Genomic DNA, 14,947 nt, shown 5'->3' with positions numbered 1-14,947 from the left:
TCCGGCTTGCAAGCCCTTCAGGCCTCGGCCAGCGCGGCCGCCTCCTCAACCCCGACCGCCACTAGCCGGGATACCCCCGGTTCCTGCATGGTCACCCCCATCAGCCTTTCGGAGGCCTCCATGGCGATCTTGTTATGGGTAATATAGATAAACTGCACGGAATCGGACATATCCTTCACTAGCTTGGCATAGCGTCCCACGTTGGCATCATCCAGCGGCGCATCCACTTCATCGAGCATGCAGAAAGGCGCCGGATTGAGCTGGAAGATGGCAAATACCAGCGACAGGGCGGTCAGCGCCTTTTCGCCGCCGGACAGCAGATGAATGGTGCTGTTCTTCTTGCCGGGAGGCCGCGCCATGATGGCCACCCCGGTATCCAGCAAATCCTCGCCGGTCAGCGTCAACCATGCGGTTCCCCCACCGAAGACTCGGGGAAAAGCGACTGCAGGCCCTGATTGACCCGCTCGAAGGTGTCGCGAAAGCGGGTGCGCGTTTCCTGGTCGATGCGACGGATCGCCTTGTCGAGCGTCTCGAGTGCTTCGCTGAGCTCCGCGTGCTGGGCCTCCAGGTAGTCGCGCCGCTCGGCCTGCTGGTCGTACTCCTCGATGGCCGCCAGGTTGATGGCGCCCAGCCGGCGAATGCGCTCGCCGACCGCCTCGAGCCGGGTCTGCCAGGCGGACTCCGTGGCGTCCGGGTCGAGGTCCTCGGCAAGCGCCGCGGCGTCATGGCCCAGCTCGGCCAGCTGCTCGTCCTGAGCCTCTGCCTTGAGCGACAGGGCCTGGACCTGCATGCGCGCCTCCTGAAGGCGCTCGCGCGTTCCCTCCAGGCTGCGCTCGTGGTCCTGGCGGCGCTGCTCGTCCTCGCGCAGGCGCTCGACCAGCTCGGCGGCGCGGGCGCGGGCCGCATTGAGGGCGCGCTCATCGCGCTCGCGACGGTGCAGCAGCTCGTCGAGCTGCTCACGATGCTCCTCGTCGGGCTCGCGCAGGGCCTCGAGGGCCTCGGCCAGCTCGGCGCAGCGCGCTTCCAGGCGCTGGCGAGCCTCGCCGGCCCGCCCCTGCTGCTCGGCTAGCCCGGCCCGCTCGGTGGTCAGGCGCTGGTGTTCCAGCGCCAGCCCCTGGGCCTGCTCGCTCAGCGGCCGCTGACGGGCACGCAGCGTGGCGAGGCGCTCGCGGGCATCGCTGCGCGAACGCTCCAGCCGTTCACGACGCTCGGCGCCCTCCTCGAGGCCGGCCATGGCCTGCTGCCAGCGCTCACGGGCCTCCTCGATGGTCAGCCGGACCTCCTCCCCGTCTCCGTGAGCCCCTCCAGCTCTTCGGCCAGCTCGGCGGCGCGCCCTTCCAGATGATCGAGGCGGCTGGCCAGGCCGCTGTCCTGGACAGCCAATTGCTGGTGCGCATCGCTTAGGCGGCGCTCCTCCTGGCGCAGTCGCTCCAGCTCGCTTTCGGCCCGCTCGGCGATCTCGCGGGCGGCGGTCAGCCGGTGCTCCAGGTCGAGCAGGCCGGTTTCCACCTCGTCGAGTTCGGCGACGGCAAGGTCGCGCCGCCGCCGGCTCACCAGCAGCGTGTCCGGCCCCTCGCCCTGGCCCCGGTGACGCACCCAGTCGGGTCCCAGCCACAGCCCCGCGGGGGTGATGAGGCTCTCGCCGGGGGCCAGGGTGGCGCGCTCAGCCCAGGCCTGGGCATCGCTCTCCACGCAGCGAATGGGCGCCAGCCAGGCGGCGGCGGCACCGGCGCCCTGCACTCGGGCGGCCAGGCTCTGGGGGTTGGCCTCGACGCCGGCATCGGGGGACAGCGCCCCCAGCTCGGCGGGAGGCGCGGCGCTGGCCGCATGGAAGGCATCGGGCTCGGCCAGGCGCGCGGCCAGCCAGGGCGCCAGCACCCAGGAAACACTGGCCTCCCAGCCGGGCGCCACGCGCAGGGCCTCCCCAGACGCGGCGCGTCGGCCAGGTCATGCTCGCTCAGGTGGCGGGTCAACGCCTCGTCGGGGTCGGTGAGCGCGGCCTGTATCAGCGCGTCCAGCGAGGCCAGCTCGCCCTGCAGGGTGCTGCGCCGGCTGCGCTGCGCCTCGCGCGCTTGCTCGTGGGTCGCGGCGTCTTCCCGGGCAGCGTCGCGCTCGGCCTGAAGCGCCTCGCGGCGGCCCTCAACGCGCTGCTGCTCCAGCGCCAGCTCCTCTAGCCGTTCGCTGAGTTCGGCGCGCCGCGCCTGCAGCTCGGCGAGATCGGGGAGCTCCTGGCGCTGCTGACGGCGGCGCTGGGCGTCGCTCTCGACCTGCGCCAGGCGGTGTTCGAGTTCACGCAGCCGGTCCTGGGCCCGCTCAGCGTCGCGGCTGGCCTCACGCCAGCCCTCGTTGAAGCGCTCCCAGGCCTGTTCGGCCTCCTCGGCGGCGGGCTCGGCCTCCTCCAGCATGGCGTCCAGCTCGGCCAGCTGCTCGGCGACGTCCTCCTGCTCGGGGCCAAGGGCGTCGAGGCGCTCGTCGAGGCGCAGGCACCGCTCACCGTCATCCTCGCCTAGGCGGTCGAGTTCGGCCAGCTCGCGCCGGGCGGCATCCAGGTCGCCGGCCAGCTGGGCTTCCCGGCTGCGGGCATGCTCCAGGCTCTGTTCGAGCCGAGCGATAGCGGTGGTGGTCTCGAAGAAGCGTGTCTGGCAAGCGTCGAGCTCCTCGGCCAGGCGGTCGTGGGCGGCACGGGCTTCCTCGAGGCGGGCCTCGCACTGACGCATTCCCAGGATGTCGCGCTCCACCGCCGTCTCCAGCTCGCGAACCCGGCGCTCCTCCTCATCCTGCTGCGCACGCAGGGCCCGCCCGCGAAGCAGCGCCAGCTCGCCCTTGAGGCGATGCTCCTCCTGCTTGAGGGCCTGGTAGCGGCGGGCGGCCTCGGCCTGGCGCTTGAGGCGCTCGAGCTGCTTGTCGAGCTCTTCGCGGATGTCCTCCAGGCGTTCGAGGTTCTCCCGGGTGCGCCGCATGCGGTTCTCGGTCTCGCGGCGGCGCTCCTTGTACTTGGAGATGCCGGCGGCCTCCTCCAGGGTGCCGCGCAGCTCCTCGGGACGCGCCTCGATGAGCCGCGAGATCATGCCCTGGCCGATGATCGCGTAGGAGCGGGGCCCCAGGCCGGTGCCCAGGAAGAGGTCGGCGATGTCGCGGCGGCGACACTTCTGACCGTTGAAGAAGTAGGTCGACTGGCCCTCGCGGGTGACCTGGCGCTTGACGGCGATCTCGGCGTACTGGGCGTAGGGGCCGCCCATGGCCCCGTCACCGTTGTCGAAGCGCAGCTCGATGGACGCCAGCCCCACCGGCTTGCGCGCGGTGGAGCCGTTGAAGATGACGTCGGTCATCGACTCGCCGCGCAGGGTCTTGGCCGAGGATTCGCCCATGACCCAGCGCACGGCGTCGATGATATTCGACTTGCCGCAGCCGTTAGGCCCGACGATGGCGGTCATGTTGCCATCGAAGGGGACCGTAACCGGGTCGACGAAGGACTTGAAGCCGACCAACCGAATCGATGTAAGACGCATCCGGCTATTCGATGACGCGGTCGATCACCAGCTCCACGGGCTCACCGTCGACGCTGCCCACGGCCACGGCCTCGAGGTCGCCGAACATGTCCCCGGGGGTGGGCGCGGGGTCACCGGTCTGGCTGACCCGCACCAGCAGCCTGGCCTCGCGGACCTGGGAGAGGCTGGCCTCGTCGGACATAGCGTGCCGGTCGTCGAGCACCAGAGTGGTCGGCAGGTCGCCCAGGGTCACCCGAGCCGCGGCCAGGGGGGCAGCTCGCCCTCCATGTCGCGGGCCACGATGAACACCCGGGTGTTCTCATCCAGGCGATTGGCAAGGGTCTCGTCTAGGCTGACCCGCACCTGAATGCCGGGCCCCTGGGCAAGGGGCTCCTGCTCTTCCGGGGCGACGCCCAGGCGCTGCTGGGCCACGCGGATGCCTTCGCGCAGGGCCTCGGCCGAGCCGCTATCGCCCATGCCGGCGATGGCACGCCGCCAGCGGTCGATCGCCAGCTCGTAGTCGCCACCCTCGAAGGCCTGAACGCCGAGCATGCCCAGCACGGTCGGCTCGCGGGAATCCTCCTCCATGACTTCGTCGACCAGCGCCTGCACCTCGGCGTCGATGGTGCGATTGGCCATGAAGAACTTGACCTGAGCCTTCTGGGCCAGCAGCGACGGCTGTCGCCCTTCCAGCTCGATCAGGTTGTTCAAGGCACCTAGCGCCGCCTCGCCCTGGCCCGCATCGCGATAGAGGGGGTAGAGCGCGGCCCAAACGTTGGGGTTGCCGGGCTGGCTGGCCGCCTCCCCCTCCAGGCGCTCGATCAGGACGGGCAGGGAGTCGCTCTCCTGATAGGCGGCATACAGGGCCAAGTCGCCCTCCGCCCCGTACTGCTGGTACCAGAACACCGAGCCGATGACCACTGCCACGGCCACCACCGGCACCAGAAAGCGGCCGGACGCCGGCGAGTGCAGCGGGCCGCGCCGCTGCTCCTCGGTATCCTCGAGCAGGCTGCGGTCGAGATCGAGGCGGTCCTCTTCATAGCGCGCCTGATCGATGTCGCCGCGCTCCAGCGCCGCCTCCAGCGAGGCCAGGCGCCGCCGATAGATGGCGACGTTCTGCTCGGTGGTGGAGTCGTTGGCCTCGAACTCACGCTGGGCCTGGTAGACCCGCTGCGCACGGCGCAGCGGCGCGACCAGCAGCCACAGGGCGGGCAGCAAAAGGATGGCAAAGCCAAGCCATAACAGGGTCATTCGGTCCTCCCGCGATTGATCAGGGCCTCGAGGCGGGCGCGCTCCTCGGCGCTCAGCTCACGGGCAGAGGCATTACGCCGGGCGCGCACCACCAGCACCACCAGCACGGCGCCGAGGACGACCAGGGCCACCGGCAGCCCCCACAGCAGGAAGGTGCGACCTTCCAGGCGCGGGTTGTAGAGCACGTAGTCGCCAAACCGCTCGACCATGTGCTCGCGGATCTCCATGTCGGAGACGCCTTCGTTGAGCAGCAGGTAGACGCGGTCGCGCATGTCGCCGGAGACCGGCGCATCGGAGTCGTTGATGGCCTGGTTCTCGCAGGTGGGACAGCGCAGCGAGGCGGTCAGGCTGCGGTAGCGCTGCTCCATTACCGGGTCATCGAATTCACGCACTTCGATGGCCCCGGCATGCAAGTTGCCGGCCATCATCAGCAGCGCCAGGCCAGCGAGCATCCATCGGATCACTGCCATTTTTCCACCTCCGGCAGGATGTGTTCACGAACGTCACCCGGCGAGATATAGCCGGTGTGGTGATAGCGGATGATACCCTCACGGTCGACCAGGAAGGTCTCCGGCGCGCCGAACACTCCCAGCTCGAAGCCCAGCTCGTTGTCCGGGTCGAAGATATTCACCTCGAAGGGATTGCCGAACTCCTCCAGGAAGCCGAGCCCCTTCTCACGGGTATCCTTCCAGCTGATCCCGACCATGCGAATGCCGCGATCGGAGAGGTCCAGCAGCTGGGGCATCTCGCGTTTGCATTCCGGGCACCGCTCGCCCCAGACATTGACCAGGGTGAGTTCGCCGGTGGCCAGCAGGGAGCGGTCCACGCGGCGCTCGGGATCTTCCAGGGTCGCCAGGTCGAACGCCGGGAAGTCCCGCGCCATCAGCGCGGAATCCCGGTGGAAGGGGTTCAGCGAGAGCCCCTGGTAGAGAAACAGCGACAGCACCAGGAACCCCGCCAGGGGCAGCAGCAGCAGCAGACGGCGGGTCATGCGGTGGCCTCCCGGGGTTTGCCGGTGGGCGACACCGCCTCGGGATCGCGCGAGGTGGCCAGGCGACGATAGCGACGGTCGGCCACGGCCAGCACGCCGCCGGCAGCCATCAGCAGCCCACCGAGCCAGAGCCAACGCACGAAGGGCTTGTATTGGACGCGCATCGCCCAGCTGTTGTCGCCGAGATCTTCGCCCATGGCCACGTAGAGGTCGCGGAAGAAGCCGGGGCGCAGCGCCACCTGGGTCATGGGCATGCCCCGGGCGATATCGAGGCGTTTCTCCGGATTCATGGTGAAGCTGCGCCGGCTCTCACCGCGCTGCACTTCGATCACCGCCCGGTCGGCCAGGAAGTTGGGGCCCTGACGACTGGTCAGCTCGGTCATGGTGAAGGTGTAGCCGGCGACCTGAACGCTGTCGCCCGGCGCCATGCGCACGTTGCGCTCGATGTTGTAGTTGGAGACCACCGCCACGCCGATAATGGTCACCGCCACGCCCAGGTGGCCCAGCTGCATACCCCAGTAGGCCGGCGAGATCTTCTTCAACCCGGCCAGCCGCGACGGTGCATTGCGGGTCTTGTCGAAGAGGTCGCGGATCATCGGGAAGACGATCCACATGGCGGTTACCAGGCCGATGGCGACCCAGGCGTTCCACTCCTGACCGAAGATGAACGGCATGATACTGCCGATCACCAGCGCCGCGGCGCCGGCGAGCCAGAGCCGCTTGACCAGCATGCGGGGATCGGTCTGCTTCCAGCGGGCCACCGGCCCCATCCCCATGAAGATGCACATGATCACCGTCAGCGGCACGAACAGGGCATTGAAGTACGGGGGGCCCACGCTGATCTTGCCGAGGTCGAGCGCATCGAGCAGCAGGGGATAGACGGTACCCATCAGCACGGTGACCGTGATGATCACCAGCATGATGTTGTTGATCAGCAGCAGCGCATCGCGGGAGAGCCAGTTGAAGCCGGTCTTGTGGCTGACCCGCGGCGCGCGCAGGGCAAAGATCAGCAGCGACAGGCCCACGGTGATGCCCAGCAGCATCAGGATGAAGAAGCCGCGGGAGGGGTCGTTGGCGAAGGCGTGGACCGAGGTCAGCACCCCGGAGCGCACCAGGAAGGTGCCCAGCAGCGACAGCGAGAAGGTGGTGATCGCCAGCAGCAGGGTCCAGCTCTTGAAGGAGCCGCGCTTCTCGGTGACCGCCAGGGAGTGCATCAGCGCCGTGCCGGTCAGCCAGGGCAGCAGCGAGGCGTTCTCCACCGGATCCCAGAACCACCAGCCGCCCCAGCCCAGCTCGTAGTAGGCCCACCAGCTGCCGAGTGCGATGCCCACGGTGAGAAACGCCCAGGCCAGGTTGGTCCAGGGCCGCGCCCAGCGTGCCCAGGCCGCGTCGAGGCGACCGCCCAGCAGCGCGGCGATGGCGAAGGCGAACACCACCGAGAAGCCCACGTAGCCCATATAGAGCGCCGGCGGGTGCAGGATCAGGCCGATGTCCTGGAGCAGCGGATTGAGGTCGGCGCCGTCCTGGGGAACGTTGGGCAGAATGCGCTCGAAGGGGTTGGAGGTGACCAGGATGAACAGCAGGAAGCCCACGCAGACCATGCCCATCACGCTGACGACCCGGGCCACCACGTCCCGCGGCAGCTCCCGGGAGTAGCGCGCGGCGAAATAGCCCCAGCCGGCCAGCATCAGGCTCCACAGCAGCACCGAGCCCTCATGGTTGCCCCAGACCGCGCTGAACTTGTAGTACCAGGGCAGCATGGAGTTGGAGTTGTTGGCCACGTTGAGCACGCTGAAGTCGTCCAGCATGTAGCTGGCCGTCAGGGCGGCGTAGGCGATGGCCACGAACAGCAGCTGCCCAGCCGCCATGGGGCGGGCATAGGCCATCAGCAGCGGCCGGCGCAGCGAGGCGCCGGCCACCGGCAGCACCGACTGTATCACCGCAAAGAGCAGGGCAATGACCAGGGCAAAGTGGCCGATTTCGGGAATCATCTGGATCTGCATGGGGACTCCGGGTCAGTACTGGCTTGCGCCGTTACTTTCCGCTTCCTGTTTTTCGACGCGCTCGGCCACCTTGGCGGCCTTCTGCTGGAAGTCGGCGGGCGAGTAGCCGGCAGCTTCCAGGGCATCGGCGACCTCGGGCGGCATGTAGTTCTCGTCGTGGCGAGCCAGCACCTGGTCGGCCTTGATATAGCCGCCCTGCTGCAGCTGGCCGACTACCACCACGCCCTGCCCCTCGCGGAACAGATCGGGGAGGATACCACTGTAGTAGACGCGCACGTCCTCCACGTAGTCGGTCACCGTGAACTCCACGTCCAGGCTATCGGGATTGCGATAGACCGAGCCTTCGCGCACCATGCCGCCGGCGCGGATCTGGCGTTCATAGGGGGCATCGCCGGCGGCAATCTCGATGGGGCTGAAAAACAGGTTGATGTTGGCCCGCAGGGCGTAGAGCGTCAGGCCCACGGCGATTGCCGTGAGGGAGACGAGCCCTAGGACCACGAACAGCTTCTGCTTGCGTTTAGGCGTCATTGGTATATCCACCCCTGTCATGTTGAATCGGTGTCGCCCTGGCGGAGTCTGCGGCCAGTCGGCCTTCGCGCCGGACGCGGCGCTCGAGCTGGCGAAGCAGCTGGCGGCGCTCGGCGCGGGCATGCAGCACGCAGCCCAGCAGCAGGGCCGCGGTCAGGCCCCAGGAGGCCCAGACATAGGGGGCATGGCCGCCCATAGCGAGAAATTCCTGAAAGGTATCGAAGGCCATCAGCGTGTCTCCCCGGCCAGTTCACGGACCCAGTGCTTGTTGGCCTCGCGGCGCAGGATCTCACTGCGCACGCGGGTCAGGGTCAGGGCGATAAAGAAACTGTAGAACCCCAGCACCATGATCAGCAGCGGCGCCCACATCTCCATGGGCATGCCAACGCGGCCGGTGACGGTGAAGGTGGCCGGCTGGTGCAGGGTGTACCACCAGTCGACGGAATACTTGATGATCGGGATATTGATCACGCCCACCATGGCCAGCACCGAGGCGGCGCGGGAGGCGCTGTCGCGGCTGGTGAAGGCGCCGCGCAGGGCGATCACGCCCAGGTAGAGAAACAGCAGGATCAGCATCGAGGTCAGTCGCGCGTCCCACATCCACCAGGTGCCCCAGGTGGGCACGCCCCAAACCGCACCGGAGAACAGTGCGATAAAGGTCATGGCGGCTCCCAGCGGCGCCATCATGGCGGCGGCCATGTCGCAGATCTTGATCTTCCAGACCATGAACACCAGGCCGGTGATGGCCATGGAGACGAAGATCGACTGGGCCAGGAAGGCCGCCGGCACGTGGACATAGATGATGCGGAAGCTGTTGCCCTGCTGATAGTCGGCCGGGGCAAACGCCAGCCCCCAGATCGTGCCAGTCACGATAAGGAGCAGCGCCGCGGCCCAGAACCAGGGCTGAAGGCGGGCGCTGATGGCATAGAACCACTTGGGAGAACGCAGTTTATTAATGAAGGCCCACATGCCTCGTCAACCTCTCAACCGTTGATACTGATGCGCAGCGAAGCCGCGATCGCCCAGGGCGCCAGGCAGAGTGCCAGCGACAGCAGTGCGCCGAGAATCGCCAGATGCGCCATGATGCCGTCACCCAGGATGGCGGCTTGCACGGCACCGGCGCCGAAGATCAGCACCGGAATGTAAAGCGGCAGCACCAGCAGCGACAGCAGCACGCCGCCCCGCGACAGGCCTACCGTCAGTGCCGCCCCGATGGCTCCGATCAGGCTCAGGCTGGCCGTGCCCAGCGCCAGGGAGAGCGCCAGCACCAGGTAGCTACCCGCGGGCAGGGCCAGCATGATCCCCAGCACCGGCGCCATCAGCGCCAGGGGGAGGCCGGTCAACAGCCAGTGCACGGCCACCTTGGCCAGGGTCAGCAGCGCCAAGGGCTGCGGCGTCAGCAGCAGCTGCTCCAGGGAGCCGTCGTCGTAGTCGGCGCGAAACAGGCTGTCCAGCGACAGCAGCGCCGCCAGCAGCGCCGCCACCCACAGCAGCCCGGGGGCGATCGCTGCCAGGAGTTCCGGATCGGGGAAATCCCGATCGGGAACAGCGTGATCACAATGGCGAAGAACACCAGCGGATTCATCACCTCGCTGCGGCGGCGCAGCATCAGCACCAGGTCACGCTTGAGGGTGGCCCAGACTGCGACCATCAGGCCGCCCTGAGGTTCCGTGCGAGCGACACGCATGTCGTCACCGATCAAGGAGCCGTCAGTGGCCGACATCGACACCTCCCCCGCCCAGGCGGATACGGCGCAGCTCAGCGCAGGGCGTCAGTTCATGGTGCGTGGTCACCAGCACGCTGCCGCCGCGGCGGGCGTGCTCGACCAGGCGCTGCTCCAGGGCCCCCACACCGTCGCGGTCGATGGCGGTGAAGGGCTCGTCGAGCACCCACAGCGGGCGCGGGGTCAGCACCAGCCGCGCCAGCGCCACGCGGCGCTGCTGGCCGGCGGAGAGCTGCCCCGCCGGCAGGTCCTCGAAGCCCGTCAGGCCCACGTCTTCCAGCGCGGCGAAGCGTGCCGCCTCATCGCGCGGCTGTCCGGCCATGGCCTGGTACCAGGCGAGATTCTCCAGCGGGGTCAGCGCCGCCTTGACCCCGGGGGCATGCCCCATATAGAGAAGGTTGGAAAGAAAGGACTCGCGAGCCTGGCGCATCGGACGCTCGTCCCAATACAGCTCACCCTCGTAGTCGGCCAGCTGCCCGGACAGAATCTTCAGCAGGGTGGTCTTGCCGCTGCCGTTAGGCCCTTCGATGCGCACGATCTCGCCGGCACGGATATCGAGATCCAGGCCCCGGAACAGCCAGCGATCGTCGCGCTCGCAGGCCAGGTTATGCGCTTGCAGACGCAGGCTCAAGGCACTCTCCAGGAATGGCGATTTTCGCCCGGACTCTACACGGAATGGGCCTATGCCGCCAGTCAAACGGCCGTCTCCCGGCGCCACCCTTGACCTGCGGCAAGGGTGGCGCCGAGCCATGGAACTTGCCACAACGTCGCGGGGTGCTATGATGCAAAACACCTGTACATTTCAACAGGTCTTGAGACAGGGGAGACACCACATGCCTGAGGTTTCCACACGGTATCTGCAGCGACGTCCCAACCTGCCACTGGCCGACTCCTGGTCCAGCGTCGAGGCCACCGAGCTCATCGAGATCCCGCTGCTCGGCGACGTCTCGGCAGGCATGCCCATCGAGGCCTGCCCCAGCGGCGGCACGGTCCGCGCTCCCGCGAGCATGGTGCGACGCAACACCTACGCCCTGCGCGTGCGCGGCAACTCGATGGTCGACTGTCATATCTACGATGGCGATGTGATCATCATCGAGCGCCAGGAGAGCGCCGAGAACGGCGAAACCGCCGTGGTGCTGATCAACCAGCAGGAGGTCACCCTGAAGAAGCTTTATATAGAAAAGTCCGGCGTGCGTCTGCAGCCCGCCAACGAAAGCATGGCACCCATCTATCTCAAGAACAGCGATATCCAGGTGCTCGGTATGGTCATGGGCGTGGTACGCCAGCGCGAGCTGACCCACTGATGCGCTACCCAGTCCCCGACCTGCCTGCCGGCGAATGGCAGGCAACCGAACTGGAGGTAGAGCGCAGCCGCTTTATCGCCTGGGTCTGTCATGCCCCCAAGCCGGCCGCCCTGGACGCCCTGCTCGGGACGGCCCGTCGGACGCATCCCGCCGCCAGCCACCACTGCAGCGCCTTTATCGCCGGCCCACCGGGGAGCAGGCCGCCATCGGCTTTGCCGACGACGGCGAGCCCGGCGGCACCGCCGGACGCCCCATGTTTCAGGTGCTGGAAGGCAGCGGGCTTGGCCAAGTGGGCTGCGTGGTGATCCGCTACTTCGGCGGCACCAAGCTCGGCACCGGCGGGCTGGCCCGGGCCTACGCCCAGGCCGTGGCGCAGGCCCTGGAGGCACTGCCACGCCGCGAGGTCGTCGAGCGCCTCGCGCTGCGCCTGCGGGTGGACTTCGCCGGCGAGGCCGAGGCGCGCGCCTGGCTCGAGGGCCAGGCCGTGCCCGTGGAGGCCGCCGAGTACACCGCCGACGGCGTGGTCCTCACCGTGGGCTGGCCCCGCGATGTCGCGCTAGACCTCAGCCCGCTCGAGGCCCGGCTGCGTGGGCGCCTTGAATGCCTCAACCCACCCAAGGTGCCAAGCAACGCCAGCTAGGCGGGGAGGAAGGGGGAGGAAGAGGAGGCGCTGCGCAGGTCATCACCGCCAGTATGCCGGCACCTACTACCCCAGCTCGGCGAAGCTCTGGAGCGCCACTTCATATGAGCGCTGCACATGATCCTCCATCACCGCGCGAGCAGCCCGGGTGTTGCGTTTCAGCGCCAGCTCCACCAGCTCTTCATGCTGAGCATCCAGGATCCGTCGCACATCGGGCGCTTCAGGCGCCAGTCGCCGGTAACGGTCAAACTGGTCGTGCAGCTGCTCAATGAAGCGCAACAGCCATACCGAGCCGCAAGGGGCCACCAGGGTCCGATGGAAACGCGCATGCAGTTGCTCCCACTCGTCGATCTGCCCCGCTGCCAGCTCGAAGCGCTTGAGGCGATGGGCCGCCGCCAACAGCTCCGACTCCCACTCCGCATCCCCCGACCTATCGCCCACTCAAGCGCCATCCCTTCGAGCTCCCGACGCATGCCGGCAATGTCCTCGAGCTCTTCACGCACCATCTTCGGCACCCGGAACCCACGCTGATTCTCCTGAACCAGCAGCCCGTAGGCCGCCAAGCGATTGAGCGCCTCACGCAGCGGACTGAGCCCAACCGCATAGCGCTCCTTTAGGGTGCTGATCGCCAGTTTCTCCCCGGCCTCGAAGCGACCGTTTAGCAGATCCTGACGCAGGATGTCGTAGATACGGCTGGACGTCGTTGCTCGGCCTGTCCGCTCGGGTATCGCCATGCCACCTCCTCCCTTGGCTGAAACAGCGTCTGATACAAGCTTGACCCATCTTCACCGGGCAATCTATATTTCATGACCAATAATCGATTTTTTAGTTCAAGTAAGATGAGTCATGGACAAATCAATTAATAATGCTTTCGTCGATCGAAACTGGAGCCGGTCTTGAGCCCCGCCACCCCGCCTCCACTACGCGCCCTGTTCTGGGCCTTCACCCGCATCGGCCTGCTCGGCTTCGGCGGGAGCCCGCCATGATTCCGCTGGTTCGGCAAGAAGTGGTCGATCGCTATCGCTGGCTGAGCGATGACGAATTTGCCGACGTGCTGGCCATCGGCAACACTCTGCCCGGCCCCATTGCCACCAAGATGCCCGGCTATATCGGTTACCGGGTCGCGGGCGTGCGCGGCTGTATCGTCGCCGTCGGTGCCGTGATCCTGCCCATGATCCTGGCGATGATTCTGCTGCTCGGTCTCTTTACCCGGTACCGCCATGTCGGCTGGATACAGGGCATGAGCCAGGCGGTGGTGCCGGTCGTCATGGTGATGATGGCGCAGCTAGCCTGGGACTTTTTCAATAAGTCGCGGCTGGCCCTGGGCTGGGGCGTCAGCCTGGCCATGTCGGCGGCGGCCGCGGTGCTGATCTACGCCGCAGGCCTGCACCCCGGCTGGCTCATCGGCAGCTTGCTGGCCGCAGCGCTGCTGCGCCCGGTGGCACCACCAAGCAGGGCCGCCCAATGATTTACTGGGAGCTGTTTCTTGCCTTCTTCATCCCGAACATTATCGGCTACGGGGGTGGCCCGGCCATCATTCCGCTCATCGAGGCCGAAGTGGTCGGCCACTACGGCTGGATGAGTGCCCACCAATTCGCCGAGACCCTGGCGCTGGGCAATGCCCTGCCCAGCCCCATCGCCACCAAGATGGCCGGGCATGTGGGCTACGAGGTTGCCGGTACCGGTGGCGCCGCAGTGGCAGTGCTGGCCACGGCGGCACCCTCGCTGCTGCTGATGCTCGGCGCGCTGGGTCTGCTCTATCGGCATCGCCACTCCCCCCGCGTGCAGCGCATGAGCCAGTGGGTCCGTCCCGTCATCGCCTTGATGATGGCCGCCCTGGCCGTGGGTTTCTTGCTCGAGGGGGTGCGCAGTGCCGGGATGTTCCACACCGGACTGATCGCTGCGGTCTCCGCCATCGCCCTACTGCGATTCAAGACGCATCCGGCCCTGGTGATCATGGCCGCACTGATCTATGGAGGGCTTTTCATCACCTAGCACTCTTTCGCTACGCAACATCACCTGTTTCACAACAAAGACAAACCGAGGTATTTCATGAAGCTCCACACCCTCATTGCCGCATCCACCGCTGCCGCTGCTCTGGCCGTGCCCCCTCTTACCATGGCTGCCGACAGCTATCCCGAAAAGCCCATCGAGTTCATCGTCCCCTGGGGGCCGGGAGGCGGCAGCGACCTGTTGATGCGCATCGTCGGGCAGCACCTTGAGGAAACCCTGGATGAGGCCGTGCCGATCATCAATATGCCCGGTGCCAGCGGCACGATCGGCCTACGAGAAGCCACACGCCGCGACAATGACGGCTATACCATCACCCAGATCCACGAAGGCCTGCTGATCGCGCACCATTCCGGCGTCACCGACCTGAACTGGGATGATTTCGAGGTTATCTCCATGATGACCAGCATCAACTCCGTCATTGCCGTCAACGCCGACACCGGCTGGGAAACCCTCGACGACCTGCTCGAGGATGTCAGCGCCAGCCCGGGAGAGTACCGAATGGGCGTCACCATGGGCGGCATCCCCACCTATGGGCGGTGCAGTTCGAGGAGGCCACCGGTACCGAGTTCGGCTACGTCGGCTACGAGGGGACCGGTGAGCGGCTGCGCGCCCTGGCAGGTGGCCATATTACCGTCGCCATCGAGGATTACTCGTCCACCAGCGCCTTCGTGGAAAACGGCGACATGAACATTCTCGCAGTGGCCACCACCGAGCGCATCGACGAACTGCCGGACACGCCGACACTGCAAGAGCTAGGCTACGACCTGGAGTTCCTGGTGACGCGCGGCCTGGTAGCGCCCAAAGGCACTCCTGACGCAATTCTCGATACGCTCGAAAGCGCACTGGCCACGATTGCCGAGAGTGAGTCCTTCCGTACCCAGGTCGCCAATGTCGGTGGCACCGTTCGCTACATGGGGCGAGCCGACTATGCCGACTACCTGCACACCATGAACCAGGCCATTGAGGCCAACGCCCACCTCCTCGACTGAGGCTGGGTGTCTACAGG

At 67.1% G+C, this 14,947-nt stretch carries 10 protein-coding genes and 7 pseudogenes; 6 read left to right on the top strand and 11 right to left on the bottom strand.

Going from position 1 to position 14,947, the window contains the following annotated elements:
* Positions 1-17: 17 nt before the first annotated feature.
* The 10 genes and pseudogenes from smc to ccmA all read right to left on the bottom strand — a co-directional run bounded on the left by smc (position 18) and on the right by ccmA (position 10,615).
* A pseudogene (gene smc, locus ACSJDS_RS04930) lies at positions 18-3,509 on the bottom strand (chromosome segregation protein SMC).
* Positions 3,510-3,513: 4 nt separating this feature from the next.
* Positions 3,514-4,739 (bottom strand): annotated as a pseudogene (gene ccmI / locus ACSJDS_RS04925) (c-type cytochrome biogenesis protein CcmI).
* Positions 4,736-5,209: a cytochrome c-type biogenesis protein gene (locus ACSJDS_RS04920; RefSeq protein WP_473032309.1), complete on the bottom strand. Its 474-nt coding sequence runs from the start codon at positions 5,207-5,209 to the stop codon at positions 4,736-4,738. The pseudogene ccmI and the gene ACSJDS_RS04920 overlap by 4 nt, the downstream one beginning before the upstream one ends.
* Positions 5,200-5,730, bottom strand: a complete 531-nt coding sequence (locus ACSJDS_RS04915; RefSeq protein ID WP_473032308.1) for a DsbE family thiol:disulfide interchange protein — start codon at positions 5,728-5,730, stop codon at positions 5,200-5,202. The genes ACSJDS_RS04920 and ACSJDS_RS04915 overlap by 10 nt, the downstream gene beginning before the upstream one ends.
* On the bottom strand, positions 5,727-7,733 hold the full coding sequence (locus ACSJDS_RS04910; RefSeq protein WP_473032307.1) for a heme lyase CcmF/NrfE family subunit: 2,007 nt from the start codon (positions 7,731-7,733) through the stop codon (positions 5,727-5,729). Before ACSJDS_RS04910 ends, ACSJDS_RS04915 begins: the two co-directional genes overlap by 4 nt.
* A 12-nt stretch (positions 7,734-7,745) precedes the next feature.
* Entirely contained in the window at positions 7,746-8,261 is a 516-nt protein-coding gene (ccmE, locus tag ACSJDS_RS04905) for a cytochrome c maturation protein CcmE (RefSeq protein WP_473032306.1), read from the bottom strand.
* Positions 8,251-8,490, bottom strand: coding sequence for a heme exporter protein CcmD (ccmD, locus tag ACSJDS_RS04900; RefSeq protein ID WP_473032305.1), 240 nt, complete (start codon positions 8,488-8,490; stop codon positions 8,251-8,253). Before ccmD ends, ccmE begins: the two co-directional genes overlap by 11 nt.
* Complete coding sequence (locus tag ACSJDS_RS04895; protein WP_473032304.1) at positions 8,490-9,230, bottom strand: heme ABC transporter permease; 741 nt, start codon at positions 9,228-9,230, stop codon at positions 8,490-8,492. The genes ccmD and ACSJDS_RS04895 overlap by 1 nt, the downstream gene beginning before the upstream one ends.
* Before the next feature lie 14 nt (positions 9,231-9,244).
* Positions 9,245-9,948 (bottom strand): annotated as a pseudogene (gene ccmB / locus ACSJDS_RS04890) (heme exporter protein CcmB).
* A gap of 22 nt (positions 9,949-9,970) precedes the next feature.
* Positions 9,971-10,615: a cytochrome c biogenesis heme-transporting ATPase CcmA gene (gene ccmA / locus ACSJDS_RS04885; RefSeq protein WP_473032303.1), complete on the bottom strand. Its 645-nt coding sequence runs from the start codon at positions 10,613-10,615 to the stop codon at positions 9,971-9,973.
* A gap of 202 nt (positions 10,616-10,817) precedes the next feature.
* Here ccmA and ACSJDS_RS04880 point away from each other — a divergent pair, with 202 nt between their 5' ends.
* Both ACSJDS_RS04880 and ACSJDS_RS04875 read left to right on the top strand, forming a co-directional pair.
* Positions 10,818-11,288, top strand: coding sequence for a LexA family protein (locus tag ACSJDS_RS04880; RefSeq protein ID WP_473032302.1), 471 nt, complete (start codon positions 10,818-10,820; stop codon positions 11,286-11,288).
* Positions 11,288-11,928 (top strand): annotated as a pseudogene (locus ACSJDS_RS04875) (IMPACT family protein). The gene ACSJDS_RS04880 and the pseudogene ACSJDS_RS04875 overlap by 1 nt, the downstream one beginning before the upstream one ends.
* Positions 11,929-11,994: 66 nt before the next feature.
* On the opposite strand, the pseudogene ACSJDS_RS04870 reads toward ACSJDS_RS04875, so the two are convergent.
* Positions 11,995-12,662: pseudogene (locus tag ACSJDS_RS04870) on the bottom strand (GntR family transcriptional regulator).
* Positions 12,663-12,824: 162 nt separating this feature from the next.
* Here ACSJDS_RS04870 and ACSJDS_RS04865 point away from each other — a divergent pair.
* From ACSJDS_RS04865 to ACSJDS_RS04850, 4 genes and pseudogenes are all read left to right on the top strand, one after another.
* Positions 12,825-13,396: pseudogene (locus ACSJDS_RS04865) on the top strand (chromate transporter).
* Positions 13,393-13,923: a chromate transporter gene (locus tag ACSJDS_RS04860; protein ID WP_473032301.1), complete on the top strand. Its 531-nt coding sequence runs from the start codon at positions 13,393-13,395 to the stop codon at positions 13,921-13,923. Before ACSJDS_RS04865 ends, ACSJDS_RS04860 begins: the two are co-directional and overlap by 4 nt.
* A gap of 57 nt (positions 13,924-13,980) precedes the next feature.
* Positions 13,981-14,379 (top strand): annotated as a pseudogene (locus ACSJDS_RS04855) (Bug family tripartite tricarboxylate transporter substrate binding protein); the annotation flags it as partial.
* A 98-nt stretch (positions 14,380-14,477) separates the two neighbouring features.
* Positions 14,478-14,930, top strand: a complete 453-nt coding sequence (locus ACSJDS_RS04850) for a tripartite tricarboxylate transporter substrate-binding protein (RefSeq protein WP_473032300.1) — start codon at positions 14,478-14,480, stop codon at positions 14,928-14,930.
* The last annotated feature ends 17 nt before the right edge of the window (positions 14,931-14,947 follow it).

It is taken from the genome of Halomonas sp. SL18_1 (assembly GCF_055755715.1).
This window is presented reverse-complemented; position numbering and strand designations above follow the sequence as displayed.